The sequence below is a fragment of the Leptospira abararensis genome, assembly GCF_016918735.1.
Taxonomy (GTDB): Bacteria; Spirochaetota; Leptospiria; order Leptospirales; family Leptospiraceae; genus Leptospira_A; species Leptospira_A abararensis.
In genome coordinates this window covers 14,865-32,588 of sequence record NZ_JAFFPR010000055.1, presented here as the reverse complement: position 1 = coordinate 32,588, position 17,724 = coordinate 14,865, and the positions used below count along the sequence as shown (strand labels likewise).

Sequence of the window (17,724 nt, the reverse complement as noted above, 5' to 3'; positions counted from 1 at the left end):
TTACTAGAAAAAAATAGAAAAATTCTCTTCGTTTTGTTTGGGAAAAGGAATTTTATACATTTTTACTAACTTTATGGTTCTTCGATAGCTGGCCTCGTTGCCACTTCCAGAACACCCACCTCAGTGCTAAGATCTAAGATATTTTGTAATTTCACCATCCGGCCTCCGCAGGCCTCTGCCGATGCGATTGTATAGTGCAGAGGTTCACCAGTAGGAGGATAATTGGTAAAACTAGTTTCGTAATGGATGGATTGGTAAAGTCCGTTGGAACCAGCTATATTTAGAGTAGTTCTCTGGTAAGGGTTAATTCCTCGACCTGTTGTAGGAACGGTGAACCCAGTATATAGACTTCCGTCAGCTAAAGAGAATGCAAATGCTTTTATTGTATTTGTGTCGGTAATATAACTGATCGTAGGTGGAATTTCTAAGGTATCAGTGGTAGTGGAACCAAGGAATTGATTCCAAAGTAGATTTCCATTCCAATCAAATTTAGAAAAAATATTATTTCGAAAATTTGATGATCCTGAATATAACTGGTATTGGTGGAAAGAGGTTCCAAAATCTCCGGCATTAATTCCCGTTGTATAAATACCATCGGAAGCTGGCGCAATTCCATAGATGGTTCCCAAAGTATGGCTTGCACTAATGGATCCAAGATACGTTCGATTTATCATTGAAAAATCAGAAATGGAAAGCTTTGTTACCATGGGTCTTTGGTAATTATAGGAAGGTAATGGATGGCCTGTGTAGCCTATATAATTATCGTCTGCAGATCCGAATAATAGGATGGAGTTGTCTGGGCCAAGAGTCGCGTTTAACACTCTGACACTGCCATTAGATTGTAAGTATCTTTGTCTAATAGGATTTCCTTGCGCGGAAATCATTGCCCAACCAATTTCTTCTGTATTCAGATAGGGAGCATAAGATGCAACTTCTAAAATTGGAAATTCGCTGAAACCGTAAATGTCTGAAGTCGGTGATCCTGTTGCTCTGCCATTGAAAAATAAATGTAGATTGTCTACTCCATCGGTAATCAGTGCAAACCTGGATTCGACAATAGAGGTATCTGTTTTATCTAAATAGGTGCTCCAAACACGAGTGCCATTCCCATTAAAACGAATCATAACCAATGAATTTGTATTCGATTTTGAAGAAATTGGTGTACCTTGTTCTACACTTTTAATGTATGCGGCAGCAACTACATCACCATTTGATAATTCTGTAATCGGGGAGACTTCTTTGTTATCTGAGGCTGCGACAAGTTGACCGATATAATCCAACCATTCAATTTGGAATGTCTTTCCATTGACTAAAAAAACAATCAAATTCATGTCTGTGCCGGTTGTTCCAGAAAACGAAAAATTCTTTCCTGCAGTTTTGCCATTCCAAACAACTTCTTCAAAAACTCCAGCGGTGATGGCAAAATTTCCATTTTTCAGTTTGAGTAATTTATAAGGATAGACTCTGTAATTCCCCGTTCCTAAGCGGACAGAAGCTCGCAAATTTGGATTACATAATCCACGAAGGTATTCCTCCCAGAGCCAGGTCTGCCAATAGCTGAGTGACTGAGGGTCTCTGGGATTGTTGAAATTCAACTTACAAAAGTTAAACTGTTGAATGAGAATGGTCAGAATGAAAATTGAAGAAAACTTTTTTAAGGAGATCGCTTTTTGCTGCATGTTCAAAATAATTTCTCTTTCTGCTACGAAAGTTGTTAAGCTTTTTGGACATTTAACGAGAGGGTTTTAATTTCTCAACCCTTTGTCTAAATCCCTAAAAGAGAGTTTTTTTCAATAAATCATATGTAACTGAAAATCGACTGGCCATGGATTAGGATATTTAACGAAGGATTGTAGTAAATTTTTCTACCACTTATGGTTCTTCGATTCCCGGTTTGGTGGAGACTTCTAAAAATCCATTTTCTGCAGGAAAGTTCAAGTAACGACGTAGGGATAACAACCTCCCATTACAAACATCTTGGACACTGATATTAAATCCGATCAGTCCGGAAACTGGTGTTGTGACAAAGATATTGGTTTCATATCGAATGGATTCATAGCGACCTGCCCTTCCGTTAATTCGTAAAGTGATATCCTGGTATGGATTGATTCCCGCACCATAACTAATAAGATCGAGTCCTGTCATTCGATCCCCACTTGCATTTCCTAGAAGTTTCACACGTATTTCATCGAAGTATGATAAATAAGCAATTCTTGGAGTTTGTTCCATTACATTTGTGATTGTAGACCCAAGAAATTGGTTCCATATAAGATTTCCAAACAAATCAAACTTTAAGAAAAAGTAGTTTCGAGTGTTTCCTGATGGGAAATATTGATAATCGTATGTAGGTGAACCAAAGGATCCGGCACTTGTTCCTGTCGCATAATATCCGTCATAACCTACTTTCATCTCTTCAATACTCCCAAGGTTAAATGCAGAATTTGTAGATCCAGGATAGGAGATGTTTAGCACTTCTTGAGTATTTGGAGCAAGTAAAGCAGCATAACTTCTTTGATAATTGACCGCTGGGTGAGATAAAAAGTTATCGAAATTGTTGTTTGTGCTACCACCTAACAATATATATCCGTTTTTTTGATAAGACGCTGAAATTACTTCTGCATCACCTGACGTGCGAATGAAACGCTGTTGTTTTGGTAATCCATCACCTTTTAGAATTGCCCAACCAATTTCACGTTGCCCCGCATAAATTCCATTAGATGAAAATGTTGGTAGGGGGAATTCTGTAATTCCAACTGTGTTTGGCGTGTTAGTCCCTGTGCTAATAGAGGTAAAAAATAAATGCATTTGATCGTTGACATCTACTATGTGATTTAAACTACCAATGGAAAATGATCCGATGGCCATATCTAAATATGTAAACCAAACGCGAGATCCAGAGCTTGAATAACGTGCGACCATAAAGGCTTCTGAATTTAGTTTTGGTGAAATGGCTCCTATTTGTTCGGTTCCAGTGACTTGAGTAAAAACGCCAATATCACCATTTGAAAATTCGGAGAGTGTTGAAAAGTTAGAGTTCTCGGTGTTGGAAGCAGGTACACCTAAATAATCCAACCACTCAATTTCAAAGGATCGACCATTGACCTGAAAAATAACGATGGCAGGATCGGTTCCTGTTGCTCCCGTATAACTAAAATTAAAACCATTAGTTCTGCCTGCCCAAACAATTGGTTCGATCACGATTGCTGTGACTACAAAGTTTCCATTTTTTAAGGGAAGTAAAGAGTGGGGATATACTTTATAATTACCACTTCCAATTCTTACGTTTCCTCTAATAAATGGACTGCAGATAGAACTTAAATAGGTATTCATGACTGCTGTTTCAAAAAAACTTCTGGAAGTAGGATCACTTGGATTGTTTAAATTTAATTTACAATGGTCGAAGGAAAAACTGAACCAAATTAGATAAAAAAAGATGATAAGAGTTTTCTGAGTTTGCGAATAAGATACCATTGGGTTTTCCAAGTCCATTGATCCAGAAGGAATAATGGAAATTAATTATTTCAATTTAGATTCTAAAAAGAGAACAGAAATAAGATGGTTTCTCAAGTCATTTGCAGAATTTTATTAGAAAATAAGTTTATGGCTTGTGGATAGTCCTAGCTTAGGTCCCTTTCTTTGCCAAGACTTCCGCCAATCTAAGTAAGAGGTCATGGACAATCTGATAAAATCTCCGAGAAAGGCCGCAAAGTAAAATCAGCTAAGGTAAACTCACATTCTCTATGGAAATTTGAGTCGGATTGGGAGAAGGTGTCGCAGAAAATTTTGTATAATTCAAACGAGCCAATTTTCCGAAACAAACCTCTCGCATCACTTCCGTTCGTTCCTGCTTGGGTGATACCAAGTTGGAAGAATAATGAAAGCGATTGAAAGTTCCAGTCTGTGGGTTGATCAAAACATCAGCGAGTGTATAGGGACCAGTTCCCTCGCCAGTGGTGGCATCGGGTGAGGAGGTAAAACGACCGCTGGTTTCTGTGGTTTGTGTCCTAAATAAAAGCTGGTTTGAGGAAAGGAAGATAGGATCTGCTTCTGTCATCGCTAACACATCTTCAGTCGCATTTCCTAAAAAGGAATTCCATTGGACTGCACCGCTCGTGTTTAATTTGGAAAAAACAAAATGTTTTCTCACTCCATCTGCTGCTACGATGGGTTCGGCGGGACTTCCATAAGTGAATCGAGCTGATCCGATAGTATATATCAAATCATCCTTCACTAGGAAACGATTGGGATCTCCATAGTCACCTTCCGCTGCGATTCCCAAGTAAGTATACCAGAGAATAGTTCCATCTGCTTCATTCAATTTCATCACAAAAGGAACCACCAAACCAGCATTAGGATGTGTCGTTCCACTGACACTTTGGTTTGATGCACCGGTGATAAAGAGTCCAGACAAGTTGGTTTCTGCTCCAAATACAAAATCATTTCCTGAGCTAGAAAAGTATCTTTGGTATGCCATGGTACCATTTTCATTGACGGCTACATGAATGAAATCGGAGTCAGTACCTCCGCCGAGAGTAGAGTTGCTAATGCCAGGCCCATCTACAAAAGCTAAATGGCTCCCAACATTCTCAATAAATACATGCAAGCGATTGGATAGGTCTAAGGCAGAGACAACATAAACTCCAATGCTGTCTGAATCAAAGTAGGTATACCAAACGCGTGTTCCATCCTCTCTAATCCTTCCGACAAATAAAGAAGGAATTCCAATTCCTGATTTTGCATTGAGGGGGGTTGGTTGCGATGCTCCTGTCACAATGAAAGCAACGGAGATATCTCCGTTGGGATACTTTCTTAATTTAGGTTTATAACTTCTTTCGTCCACGGCTTCCCCAAGATAATCTACCCAGAGAATCGCACCGTCCGTATGTGAGACTCTCATTAAGAATGTATTCAGAGTAATTCCTGCACTTCCGGTGAAACTGTTGGTGACTCCAGAAGAAGAACCTGGAATCAAATATTCTTGTGTGATTCCAGAAACCAAATAGTCTCCATTCGAAAGAACGATTAAATCGGATCCTGTTGTTTTATAGATTCCTGTTCCATATGTTTTTTTCCAAGTTTGAAATCCAGGGCAGGGATCAAATAACGAATACGCTCTCAGAAGTTGGGTCAGGAAAAAATCTTGCGAGTTGGGGTCACTCGGGTTGTTGAGTCTTAATTTGCAGGATGTTGAAAAAGTTAAAATTACAAATAACGATAAATAGAAAAACTTCATATACGAATGATAACAATCGAAACCAGAACCCTTCTTGATGAATAGAAGAAATTGACTAAATATTAAATTCGATGGCTTTAAAATAGACTGATTGGTATTCTATTTTTCTTTTTTCCCAACTCCAATCCAATTTCATAATGTTTTTCACTACAATGTCTCTTTCTTTTGATCGAAACAAATCATTGGCTCTTTCTAAAGCATACCCCAGCGAACCCGTGTCATTCGGCTCAAAGACAATTCCCGTTTTGTATTCTAAAAAACTGGATTCTTCTACCGTATCACGCAAACCCCCCACACGAGAAACAATGGGAATGGTTCCATAGGTATGGCTGTACATTTGGTTTAGGCCACATGGTTCAAAGAGGGATGGCATCAGAAAAAAATCACTGGCTGCTTCAATTTTATGAGCCAGACTTTCGTTGTATCCTTTGTAAAAATAAAATACATCGGGGAAAGTTTCCGAAAGATGAAAGAAAGTATTTTCAGTTTCTGGATCGCCAGAACCAAGGACCACATAACGATGTGGTAGATGGCGTCTCTCAAGAAACGCTTTTAAAAATGTGGGAAATCCTTTTTGGTAGGTGAGCCGACCAATGAGCCCCACCAAAGGAAGATCCAAAGGTAAAGATGGTCTTCCAATTTCCTTGTACAGCTCTTGTTTGTTTTTTAGTTTCCCTTCTTTCCAATTCGATTTGGTAAAGGTTTTGAAAATTCGTTTGTCTCTCTCTGGATTCCATTCCTCTGTATCAATTCCATTCAGAATCCCCGAATATTCAGAGGCTCTTTGGTTCAAACAGTAACTGAGGCCAAACCCATTGGGTTCGATGAGTGTTTCTTCCCTGTACCCAGGGCTTACTGTGGTGATTTGCCCAGCCGATAGAATCCCGGCCTTCATATAATTGCATTTGCCATCGTGGTCAAACGGGCTTGTGACCAGACGAAAGGGTTCTTCTTTTAAAAACCCAGTCATCCAAAACGGATGATCTCCCTGGTAGGCCAAATTATGGATGGTAAACACACTCGGAATGGCGAAGGCGGAATCTTTTTGTAAGGCAAGAGATAGGGCTGTATGCCAATCATGTGCATGAAAGATATCTACTTTCAGAATTTGACTTAACGCATAACAAGCGTAAGAGAACATAGCAAATCGAAAGTGTTCTTCGGCATGTCCGTAGATGGAATCCAGTGACCGGAAAAGGTCCGATTGGAAAAAGTACAACTTGACCCCAGATTCTTCGGCTTCCAAAAACCGAGAGGCCTTCAGTACCGAAACCACAAGAGAATCCGTTTTGGCATCTCTGGGGAGAAGGGCAGGATGTTCTTTGCCCGTCCAAAGCGGCTCTTTCCCCAATCCACCAATGAATGGTAATGCGACATAAACTTCTTCCGATTTTGCCTGTTCTTTGGTGAGGGAAGCAAGCATATCGGCAAGGCCTCCCATCTTGATGTAGGGAAAATATTCTGCAGATGCGTGTAGAATCTTCATTTTCTGTTATTGACACCGACTCGCAAAGTAAGAAGCTAGAAAAACACAAAGTGAAATCGAGGAGAGATCCATGTCAGTATCTACTAATCTGCGCGGCCTTGCTGAATTAGGCCTTAAACCATCCGAAGTCTTCCATAACTTATCTTACGAAGAAATTTACCAGCACGAATTGAACAACAAAGAAGGCGTAACTTCTGATAATGGAACGATGATGGTAGATACCGGGATTTTTACGGGACGCTCCCCTAAAGACAAATACTTTGTCGATGAACCTTCTTCCACAAACAACATTTGGTGGGGTCCGGTCAACACAAAGGTTTCTGAAGCGATCTTCAACGAACTCTATACAGAAGTAACCAAATTCCTCGATAACAAAAAACTTTATGTTTTTGATGGTCACGCAGGAACGAACGATGACACACGAATCTCTCTCCGTGTAGTCACGGAAAGAGCTTGGCAACACCATTTTTGCACGAACATGTTCCTTCGCCCAACTAAGGAAGAATTAGAAAAACTCCATCCAGAATTTACCATCATCAACGCTTCTGGTTACAAAAACGCAAAATACAAAGAACACGGACTTAACTCTGAAGTCTTCGTAATCTTCCACTTAGCAAAAAAAATCTGTATCATCGGTGGAACTGAATACGGTGGAGAGATGAAAAAAGGTATCTTCTCTGTCATGAACTACTACTTGCCACTCAAAAACGTGCTTACTATGCATTGTTCAGCGAACGTTGGCAAAGATGGAGATAGCGCTCTTTTCTTTGGTCTTTCAGGAACAGGAAAAACCACTCTTTCCACAGACCCACACCGCCGCCTTATCGGTGATGATGAACATGGTTGGGACAATAATGGTATCTTCAATATTGAAGGTGGATGTTATGCAAAAACCATCAACCTAGATCCAAAAACAGAACCAGAAATCTATGCAGCGATTCGTCGTGATGCCCTTCTTGAAAACGTAGTCTTTGATGCAACTTCTAAGAAAGTAGATTATTCTTCTGCAGCAAAAACAGAAAACACTCGAGTATCCTATCCCATTTTTCACATCGATAACATCCAACCAGGATCCAAAGCAGGTCACCCAAACACTGTGATCTTCCTTACTTACGATGCTTACGGTGTTCTTCCTGCAGTTTCTAAACTTTCTATCGAACAAGCAATGTATCACTTCCTTTCTGGTTACACAGCAAAGGTTGCGGGCACAGAGCGCGGTGTAAAAGAACCACAAGCCACTTTCTCTGCTTGTTTTGGTCAGGCCTTCATGACTCTTCACCCAACATACTACGCAAAGTTACTTGGTGAAAAAATGAAAACTCACAAAGTAAACGCGTATCTAATCAACACAGGACTTGTGGGTGGAAAGTATGGTGTAGGAAAACGTATGAACCTTCCTGCAACTCGCCAAATCATCAATGAAATCCTAAACGGGAACATTGAAAAATCCGAGTTCGAAAAACACCCGGTATTCCAAGTTTCTTTCCCTAAAACGGTAGAAGGTGTGGATTCTCATATCCTAAACCCACGTAACGCTTGGGAAAACAAAGAAGACTACGACAAAACCGCAGCTGACCTCGCAAAACAATTCGTTGAGAACTACAAAAAATACCTCACTGGTTCCAAAGAATTTGACTACAGCCAATACGGCCCAGTAGCCTAAGTTGCATTAGCCTATAATTGAGTTATACTTAGTTAAAGGTTAAAATGTTGAAAAGCCGTCTGTCTTTTGATAGGCGGCTTTTTTATTATATTGAACAAAATAAGAGATTAAAATGAGCAACGAAGGTATTAAAAAAACAAAGGGTATGCGTGTCGCAGTGATTGGACTTGGTCGTATGGGCGTTCGACACTTGCAAGCGGTCACAAACCTAGAAATGGAGGTTTGTGGTATTGCGGATGTATCTGAAGAAGTCATTGCTTCAGTTTCAAAAGAATACAAATTAGCGGACTCTATAGGTTTTACTGATGCAAATGTGATGTTGAAAAATGTAAAACCAACAGCCCTTGTTATTGCAACAACCGCACCTTTTCATTGTGACTATGTCTGTGCAGCTGCAGAATTGGGCGTAAAATATATTCTCTGTGAGAAACCGATGGCAGTTTCATTGGAGGAAGTTGAGCGAATGAGATCTTCCTGCGATAAAGCTGGATCCATCTTGGCAATCAATCATCAGATGCGATTTATGCCACAGTATACCCAGGTGAAAGCTTTGATTCAAGATGGTGATCGCCTTGGTCCGCTATCGAGTATCATTGTTGCTGGTTCTAACTTTGGGCTTGCCATGAATGCGAGTCATTATTTTGAAATGTTCCGATATATGACCGATACAAATGTGGAAACCATTCAAGCTTGGTTTGAAGAAGGTCAGTTGCCAAACCCGCGAGGGCCACAATTTGAAGATCGTTCTGGCAGATTACTTGCGAAAAATCATTTGGGCACTTCTATGTACATTGATTTTTCATCTAATTCAGGTTATGGTCTGCAACTTGTTTATATTTGTCGTAATGGGCAAATCCTTGTGGATGAACTGACTGGGGATTTAAGAATATCAGCTCGTAAAGCCGAATTTCGCGAATTGCCAACTAGTCGTTATGGAATGCCTGTAGATATTATAAATACACAAATTGAGCCCGCGGACACAGTTGTGCCAACGGTTCGTGTGTGGAACGCATTATTGGATGGGCAACCTTTTCCAGATGGGGAAGCTGGAGCACATGCAATTGCATGTTTAGTCGCTGCTCATTCATCTCATGAAAATGGTGGAACTCCTGTTGCTATCAATAGTTCAGCGATTTCAAAAGATAAAAAATTTAACTGGGCATAATCAAGAGAGTTTATCGTGAAAAAATGGAAAGTTGCAATCATCGGCGCCGGTTATATGGCTGCAGAACATGCGAAGGCATTCGCTTCTTTATCTTCGATTCAGATTGTTGGAGTTTATAGCAGAACCAAGTCACGTGCTGAAGCACTCGCTTTAACATACGGTGCAGAGGCATTTGATAGTATTGATGCTATGTATCAAAAAACAAAAGCTGATGTAGTTGTTGTAACGGTTACCGAATTATCAATGCCAGAAATTTGTTTCAATTGTTTTCAATACCCATGGATTTGTTTTTTAGAAAAGCCAGTTGGGGTGAATCTACCGATTGCAAAATCTATTTTAGAAAAAGCACAAGAAACCAAAACAAAAGCATTCGTTGCACTAAATCGAAGATCATACGCATCAACGCGGCAAGCATTGGTAGAAATCGCTAATGATGATAGCCCGAGACTAATATCAATTCTTGATCAACAAGATATGGTGTCTGCAAGGGAAATGGGTCAACCCGAACTTGTTGTTAGTAATTATATGTATGCGAACTCCATACATTTGATTGATTATTTTACTGTGTTTGGTCGCGGAGATATTATTTCTGTCGATTCTGTTTCACCTTGGAATCCAGAACATCCTGGAAATGTTGTATCGGTAGTTCGATTTTCAAGTGGGGATGTCGGTGTTTACCAAGCTGTTTGGGATGGACCTGGACCTTGGGTTGTTACAGTTTCAAATCGTCAAACAAGACTTGAAATGAGACCACTTGAAAAACTAGGAATCCAACGTCGAGGGGAACGCAGATTAACTGAAGTGGAACCAGATTCAATCGATAGTGATTATAAACCTGGGTTACGTTACCAGGCCGAACAAATTGTGAATCTATTGGAAGGTAAAAGTTATTCTTTAGCAACTCTTGAAGCAGCGACAGCGTCAATGGATCTTTGTGCCTCTATCTATGGCTTACAGGATTCCAAAAGCTAGGTTTATTCATTATGATTTTTTGTTAGATTAAATATTGAATCATTGATTTTTCTAAAAACTAAATCATGTCCGTTTTCAGAGAGATGGTGTCCGTCATAGTCCACAACAACTTCCTTAGCAACCTTTCCCTCATATGGATTAATAAAGGTTACATTGTTGTTGCAGTTGGCTAATTCGCTCAGAACGGCATTAAAGGTTTTTACGTCTTCTTCAATATTAAAAACATTTTCAATCATATGGTCACCGGGCGGAGCAATCGCAATGATTAACATTGATGATTTTATTTCTGTGATGCGGTTAATCGAAGTTTGGATATTTTCTTTGAATTGATCCATAGAGATATATCTATAATCGAAGATTTTAGTGAATTTAAAATTGTTCTCTTTTATGTATTTAAGTAAAAATCTGCGTAAATAAGGGATCATTCGAATCCACTTTTCTATCTTAGGTGGAACACCTCTTCTTGTACAATCACAGATTCCCAACTGTAAAATTGTAATATTGGGCTTTAGAAACGTGATTTCGTCGAGTTCGTATAATAGATTATTTGAAGTATACCCTCGACCATTTTTAAAATAAATTAGGCTTTTATTTTTCCAATGAGAAAGTAATCGATCGGTCCAAGTGGATTCTACTGGTGTTCCTCTTCTTGGCATTCCTAAGGAATCTGTAAAAACTAGAATTCTATTGATTGATTGTTCCAATGTAAAAAACTTTTCCTATATGGTTTATGTAATCGTATTTGAGATTGATTATTTAAGGAAATAAGTCTATACTTTTTCTTGAACACACCCGGTTTCTTGTTGGGAATATATAGCCGTTCATCAGAAAGATGACGGCTTTTTTGATTTTGTAACCTTAGAATTTTTGAATTAAAATCAAAGAGGCGATGTTGATCCCTACAAGATGGTAAACACTAGAAATGGTACCATATAGAATGGGTTTTGGAATATTCGGATTGATGGCAATATTAAAGGTATTCGCCGACAAATATCCAATTCCAATCAAACTTCCCCAAATTAGTGCATCTATAGTTTGATGGATCTGTAAATAAGAAAATAAAATGGCTGTTGTTAGAATGATCAGAATTGTGCAAACAGCTGGGCCAACCACAAAAATCATCGCTAACGTTTGTTCTACTTCGTTTTCTTTTCCGAGAGAAATTTGATACGGTCTTTTAAACAAAATCGTAAACCAAAGATAACCTAAGAAAAAATATACAAAGAATGCCAATAACACTGCAACCCAGTTCAAACTAAAAAAAATCTCTAACATAAACAATCTTCCTCTAATAAATAAGTATTAGAACTTTATAGCGGATTTTTCAAAAGAACGATTGTAAAAAATCAGGGAGAATGAATTTTTTAAGCCAAAAATTGTGTTGGTGTTTGCCCAGTAAAGGATTTGAATTCCTTAATGAAATGCGATTGGTCGAAATATCCAAGATCATAAGCTAGTCTAGTAAAAGAAGTGTAATTTGGAATTGCTCGAATCGCAGAACTCATGCGAATGATTGATGAAATTCTTTTGGGAGTAACTCCCGTAATTTCTCTAAATTTTTTTTCGAAAGTATCTATACTTAAATTTACAGAAGAGGCAATCTCTTGGATTTTGATTTTACCTTGGGTTAAATTCATTTGTGAAATCGCTTCGATGATCCTCAGGTCAATTGTTTGATTTTTAATGGCCTTCAATAGAAAATTTTCAAGTTGTTCTATCTTGGAACAATTGTCCTTTGTTTCCTGTAACCGTGAATGTATTTCATCTAGATCTGTTTTGTTAAATAAGTCATATCCGGAAATGCCGATCTCATTCAATTCATACATCGGTCTATTGAGAAACGAAAAAGCACCCCATGGTTGAAACTTAACAATTATGATTTCAGTCCCTCTTGATAGTGTGTTGTGTTTTACCGTTTTACGAAGTCCTGATAAAGAGATTGTTGGCAAATGATTCCGATCGGAATGGGTATGATAGTCATGACTTCCTTTGAGTTTGATTGTCAGCACAAAAGAATGGTGCGGAACGATCGATTTACTAAAACTTTCGTCACATTGAATAAAAAGATAACTCTCCACATAACGAATTAATTGCGGCCCAGGTTTGTATTCGATGACAATCGGCTTCATGAGAATTGATTCCAATGAAACTCATTCGGATCCCTTGTAAAGGATTTTCCTGTGAATTGTTTCGAAGAGCCATGGCCTGAACTTTAAAAGTATGTGCGCCTCGAATTGGTTAGGTGAAGATTATTTTTTCAAAACCGACCGGGCTCCTCCGGGGTGCGCTGACGCTCCCGCCTGCCTTCGGCAGGCCAGGCCCTACAGATCCCATGGCGCAGGGAAAGATTTTGAACAAATCAAATTCTTCCTGTATTAAATGGTAAATTGGCTCTATCGATGAATGAATTTCTTTAGTGTATATTCGAAATTCCAAAATAGATAGAACTGTGTGTATCAATTAATCTTTCAAAAGAATATTCACTCGTTACGATTAGTTGATTTATCGCACCTATATAAGAATAGTTCGTTTGGTTAAAGTTAATGGATCGAATTTTTGATTGGTTTCTACTGAAGCCAACATAAAGTTTGAAATTTTCATAAAATTGATAAGAGAGTGAGATCTCTGCTTGGAACCCTAAAATTTCTGTTATGTTATTTGGATTTGTTTTGGAAAGATAAAAGTATGGGCCAGGTCTATTTTCATAATATGTTATGCTACTGACTCGTTGATTTACAAAATTCCTGTTTCCATAGGTCACATAAGGATCAAAACCTAAATTTAACTCCAACCCTTCAACAAATTTGATTTTACTTCGGAGTGGCAATAAAATTCCGTAGGAATTGATTTTGTCAGAGTAAATATTTGAAAACTCATCATAGTTTTGGTTTTTATACAATCGATCAATCTTTAATATTCCCAGACCGAAATAGAATAATTCATTCTCTAAAGGTAAGTAGAAAAAATTAAACCGGAATTCTTGTCTTTGCACATTTCCATATGTGAATGTGGTTGGTGAGGCATTTGGACCGAAAAAGACACCTTTGTAATATGGGTTGTTGAGCTTTACATCGATCATATCAAACTCAAAACCAATTTTATTACTTGTATTTCTATATTTAAAGAATGGCAAATATGCCAAGTCCTTGTTGTTTTTTAAATTCGTTTGTGATTGTCTCAGACTGGAGTTTGTTTCATAAGGAAAATAAGTTATGTTTTGAGCTTTTAACCCATATTCAAAAGTGGCCAGTTTGGATTTGGTTTCTTCTGCATTTAGGATGGCGGTGGATACTAGAAAGATACAGACTACGGATTTTAGCTTCATAAGTATTTTTGAAATCTAAGACATTGCCTTTTTCATTGGCTTAATCTTATAACACGTATTATCCTTTTAAAATATTACATAACCTAAAAAAGATACTATAACGAAGGCTAGTTTAAGTGTCAACCTTTCAATTCGATAACAATTTCCTTCACAAGGGCCCTCTGCGCGGTCCACAAAAAATGAGTTATCTCTCAATAATGTAGTTGTTGATTACATCTCGGATGAAATTCATAGAGAAGATGGTGACTCTGAAATCTAGAAAACCCTTACTTCCTAAAAAGGAAAGAACCCGCGCCCAAATTATGAATGCAGCGTTACGTTTGTTTGCTGTAAAAGATGCAGGCGAAACTTCTATTGCTGAAGTGGCTGCAGAGGCGGAGGTTGCAAACGGAACATTCTATAATTATTTTAAAACGAAAGATGAGTTGTTGGATGCTTCTGCGTTAGTTTTGGCAGAAAGGATGGTAGCGGAAGCAGAAGGATTGATGTCTGATATTCAGAATGAAGTAGACCGATTGGCATTTGGTGCTATCCTTTTTCTTCAAAGGGCCCGCAAAGATTCCGACTGGGCTTGGGCTTTGATTCGAGTTGCCTCCGTGGCTCCCCGGATGAGTGAAATTCTTCGCACATACCCCTTAAGAGATTTGAAGAAAGCAGTTAAATCTGGAAAATTTACAATTGATTCAGAAGACTCGGCATTAGGGTTGTATGTGGGTGCAATTCATTATGGAATTCGAAATATCTTGGAAGGAAGAGCCAATCATAAGTCACATGATGTTGATATGATTGTATTAGTTTTAAAAGCCTTTGGCATTTCCCAAACTTCCGCCAAAAATATTAGCCAAAGAGCCTATGAGAAAGCCTGGAAATAAGAATAGAATCAAAATCGAATCGGGAAAATTCACCTGTAAACAGTTCCGATCGAATTGGAATTTATCCGCAGATCCCTTCTCGTTCCTGTAAAACACAATCTCTCTAATCATACAAACTTCCATATTCACAAAATACGGGCTGACTTCGACCCTTTATCCAGGACATACCATCAAAAATTGCAAATTAATGGAATTACCTTAAATCGTGTGGCATTCTAGAGAAATGTAATTGACAATATATTCATAATTGATAAATCTCTCAAAATAAGTATATTTTTCATTTATGGAAAGAGACATCAATTTAGAGAATATAGGGACTCCTGATGTAGTAATCATTGGTGCAGGGCCAGTGGGAGTGCTTACTGCCAACCTCCTCGGTTTACAAGGGATTCCTGTTCTTTTGGTGGATCAAAATCCTGAAATTTTGGAGATCCCTAGAGCCATTTCATTGGATCAGGATGCCCTACGAATTTTGCAGGCAGCGGGTTTTGGAGAAGTGATTTCGAAATGTATGCCGTCGATTTCCTCCATCGAAATGATTTCTCCTTTTGGCGGAATTTTTGCAAAAATCAATTCAGCTGGATCGTTTGATGGTCATCCAAATCTTGTTTCTATTTACCAACCCGAACTGGAGAGAATTTTAAGAAACGGTTTAAAACGTTTTCCTCATGTCCGTCTCTTATCAGAATGCACATATAATTCTCATACCGAATCAGAATCAAAAGTAATAATTGATGTTAGTTGGAAAGGAGTTGGTTGTAAGGTAACAACGGGTTATCTTCTTGGCTGTGATGGAGCTCATAGCAGGGTAAGAGAAAAACAAGGTTGGAGTTTGAAGGGTTCTTCCTATAAGGAAGACTGGCTCATTTTGGATGTGGCAAAAACTCCTAAAACATTGGATAAAGTTGAATTTATTTGTGATCCGAAAAGGCCAGTGGCCCATGTGCCAGGTCCGAATGGTTCGCAGAGGTGGGAATTTCTTCTTCGGAATGGTGAGAGAAGAGAAGATATGGAAAAGCCAAGTAAGGTTCGGGAACTAATGAAACCATGGGGAGATGTTTCTACCATGGAAGTGCAAAGGATCGCAGTGTATCGATTTCAAGCAAAAGTTGTAGACTGTATGGGTAAGGAGAGAGTATTTTTACTTGGAGATGCTGCTCACCTAACACCTCCTTTTGCAGGACAAGGTTTGGTGAGTGGAATGAGAGATAGTTTTAATCTTTCTTGGAAGGTAGCTGCTGTATTAAAGAATTCTGCATCATCTAAAATACTTTCCAGTTATCATATAGAAAGAAAACCACATACGATCAAAACAATACGATTAGCAGTTCTTTTAGGTTCTGTCATTATGACAAGAAGTAAGTTGAAAGCGATCTTTCGTGATATTGTTTTTAAATTTTTATATTATACACCGCTTAAACGTTTTCTATTGGATTTAAGGATTAGACCAAAAAATTCGTTCAACCATGGTCTTTTTTTAAAAAGGTTCAAACTCTCAAAAAGTGTCTTAACACCAGGGACTATTTTTCCGCAAACACCGGTTAAATTAAATGATGGGTCTTGGAAGCTATCAGACGACTTGTTTGAGCCAACTCTCTATTTGGTTGGGTTTGGCAAACACCCTAGTTCTATTTTAGATTCTCACTCCTTATCACTATGGAAACAAATGGGTGGAAAAATGTTATACATGGCAACGCAACAAACTGCCTTAGAATCGGATTCCTTGATACCTGATGCGGAAGATGTAACTTCCGTCTTTTTCTCTGCTTTCGGTGGTATGGAAAGGTTTGCGATCGTTCGCCCCGATCGAATTGTAGTTTCTGTTTTTTCTTCTGAAAATGCAAACAAGGCCATTCAAGATTTTTCGCAAATATACTTAGGTTCCAAGTTATGAAAAAAAAACAATTTCCTTCTGCCTGTCCTGTGCGAGCCGACAGTCCTTTGAGTAAAGCAAAAGATATCGCATACATTCGATTAGGCAGAAGAAACCTAAAGTCTTCCCTCCGCTACTATCTTGATTTTGGCCTTTCATTGTTGGAAAAAACAGAAGAAAGAATTTTGTTCCATGGCCATAGTTCAAGATTTCCTTGTTGGTCGATTGAAAAAAATAAACGAGATGTTTTACTTGGCTTGGGTTTTTATATTTCTTCGAAGGAAGAATTTGAAAGACTTAAAACTTTAGAAGGTGCCAAGTTTTTTCCATCGGGAAGATTCGGAGATTTTCCGTATGTCAATCTAAGCGATCCATCCGGCCTTTCTGTGGACGCAGTATTCTCTGAGGCTTTTGAAGAGTTAAAGAGTTCGGAATTGTATGGGCAAAAATTTTGGAACGCACCGGGTAAAACAGAAAGGATTAATTTGCCACATCCCTTTGAGTCAGGGCCAGCAAAGGTTATTCGATTAGGACATGCCGTATTACTAAAACAGGAATTTTTAAAAAATGCTCAGTGGTATTGTGATACGTTTGGCCTTATTCCTTCCGACATTCAAATTCTTCCTGGATTCAAAGAACCTGTAATCGTTTTTTTACGATGTAACTTAGGAGACAAACTTACTGACCACCATACAATCGTTATTGCTAATGGAATTGATGATCGATTGGAACATTGTGCTTTTGAATTGGAAGATTTAGATGAAGTTGCGAAAGGAAGAGAATGGTTACTGGGAAAAGGTTGGAAATCTGCATGGGGAATTGGAAGGCATCTTTTAGGAAGTCAGATTTTTGATTACCACAGAGATCCTACCGGAATGCTCGTAGAACATTATTCAGACGGAGATAAGTTTGATGAAACAGTTCCCGTAGGATATCATTGGATTAACCGCAAAAGTTTGTACCAATGGGGGGAAGACATGCCAAAAAACTTTCTGGATTTAACTTTATCTTTTCATAAATTAAAAGAACTATTAAAAGGGATTTTTTCTGGAAAAGAAATTAGCATGGATACTTTACTGTCACTCCAAAAAACGATGAAAATTTCTCCTAGAAATTGGATTAAATACTAATACTA

At 38.4% G+C, this 17,724-nt stretch carries 14 protein-coding genes; 6 read left to right on the top strand and 8 right to left on the bottom strand.

The window, feature by feature from the left end; genetic code table 11:
• Positions 1–71: 71 nt before the first annotated feature.
• The 4 genes from JWG40_RS16295 to JWG40_RS16280 all read right to left on the bottom strand — a co-directional run bounded on the left by JWG40_RS16295 (position 72) and on the right by JWG40_RS16280 (position 6,719).
• The gene (locus JWG40_RS16295; RefSeq protein WP_232369437.1) at positions 72–1,679 is read right to left on the bottom strand and encodes a hypothetical protein; all 1,608 of its coding nucleotides are present in this window, start codon (positions 1,677–1,679) and stop codon (positions 72–74) included.
• A gap of 193 nt (positions 1,680–1,872) precedes the next feature.
• Positions 1,873–3,471, bottom strand: coding sequence for a hypothetical protein (locus JWG40_RS16290; protein ID WP_205286834.1), 1,599 nt, complete (start codon positions 3,469–3,471; stop codon positions 1,873–1,875).
• A gap of 247 nt (positions 3,472–3,718) precedes the next feature.
• Entirely contained in the window at positions 3,719–5,233 is a 1,515-nt protein-coding gene (locus tag JWG40_RS16285; RefSeq protein ID WP_205286833.1) for a hypothetical protein, read from the bottom strand.
• Between the two features lie 55 nt (positions 5,234–5,288).
• Positions 5,289–6,719, bottom strand: coding sequence for a glycogen/starch synthase (locus JWG40_RS16280; RefSeq protein ID WP_205286832.1), 1,431 nt, complete (start codon positions 6,717–6,719; stop codon positions 5,289–5,291).
• A 70-nt stretch (positions 6,720–6,789) separates the two neighbouring features.
• On the opposite strand from JWG40_RS16280, the gene pckA reads away from it, so the two are divergent.
• The 3 genes from pckA (at position 6,790) to JWG40_RS16265 (ending at position 10,519) form a co-directional block, all read left to right on the top strand.
• Positions 6,790–8,382, top strand: a complete 1,593-nt coding sequence (pckA, locus tag JWG40_RS16275) for a phosphoenolpyruvate carboxykinase (ATP) (protein WP_205286831.1) — start codon at positions 6,790–6,792, stop codon at positions 8,380–8,382.
• Between the two features lie 112 nt (positions 8,383–8,494).
• Positions 8,495–9,547 (top strand): Gfo/Idh/MocA family protein, encoded by a 1,053-nt coding sequence (locus JWG40_RS16270; RefSeq protein WP_205286830.1) that lies wholly within the window; start codon positions 8,495–8,497, stop codon positions 9,545–9,547.
• Between the two features lie 15 nt (positions 9,548–9,562).
• On the top strand, positions 9,563–10,519 hold the full coding sequence (locus JWG40_RS16265; RefSeq protein WP_205286829.1) for a Gfo/Idh/MocA family protein: 957 nt from the start codon (positions 9,563–9,565) through the stop codon (positions 10,517–10,519).
• Positions 10,520–10,521: 2 nt separating this feature from the next.
• Here the strand turns inward: JWG40_RS16265 and JWG40_RS16260 are convergent, their stop codons facing one another.
• From JWG40_RS16260 to JWG40_RS16245, 4 genes are all read right to left on the bottom strand, one after another.
• On the bottom strand, positions 10,522–11,223 hold the full coding sequence (locus JWG40_RS16260) for an SGNH/GDSL hydrolase family protein (RefSeq protein WP_205286828.1): 702 nt from the start codon (positions 11,221–11,223) through the stop codon (positions 10,522–10,524).
• Positions 11,224–11,377: 154 nt separating this feature from the next.
• Complete coding sequence (locus JWG40_RS16255) at positions 11,378–11,794, bottom strand: DUF1761 domain-containing protein (RefSeq protein WP_205286827.1); 417 nt, start codon at positions 11,792–11,794, stop codon at positions 11,378–11,380.
• 89 nt (positions 11,795–11,883) lie between these two features.
• Positions 11,884–12,648, bottom strand: a complete 765-nt coding sequence (locus JWG40_RS16250) for a helix-turn-helix domain-containing protein (protein ID WP_205286826.1) — start codon at positions 12,646–12,648, stop codon at positions 11,884–11,886.
• Positions 12,649–12,932: 284 nt separating this feature from the next.
• Complete coding sequence (locus JWG40_RS16245; protein WP_205286825.1) at positions 12,933–13,844, bottom strand: hypothetical protein; 912 nt, start codon at positions 13,842–13,844, stop codon at positions 12,933–12,935.
• Between the two features lie 221 nt (positions 13,845–14,065).
• Between JWG40_RS16245 and JWG40_RS16240 the strand changes: the two genes are divergently transcribed.
• The 3 genes from JWG40_RS16240 (at position 14,066) to JWG40_RS16230 (ending at position 17,719) form a co-directional block, all read left to right on the top strand.
• Positions 14,066–14,716: a TetR/AcrR family transcriptional regulator gene (locus tag JWG40_RS16240; protein ID WP_232369436.1), complete on the top strand. Its 651-nt coding sequence runs from the start codon at positions 14,066–14,068 to the stop codon at positions 14,714–14,716.
• Between the two features lie 283 nt (positions 14,717–14,999).
• Positions 15,000–16,610 (top strand): FAD-dependent monooxygenase, encoded by a 1,611-nt coding sequence (locus JWG40_RS16235; RefSeq protein ID WP_205286824.1) that lies wholly within the window; start codon positions 15,000–15,002, stop codon positions 16,608–16,610.
• Positions 16,607–17,719: a VOC family protein gene (locus tag JWG40_RS16230; protein WP_205286823.1), complete on the top strand. Its 1,113-nt coding sequence runs from the start codon at positions 16,607–16,609 to the stop codon at positions 17,717–17,719. The genes JWG40_RS16235 and JWG40_RS16230 overlap by 4 nt, the downstream gene beginning before the upstream one ends.
• Positions 17,720–17,724 lie beyond the last annotated feature (5 nt).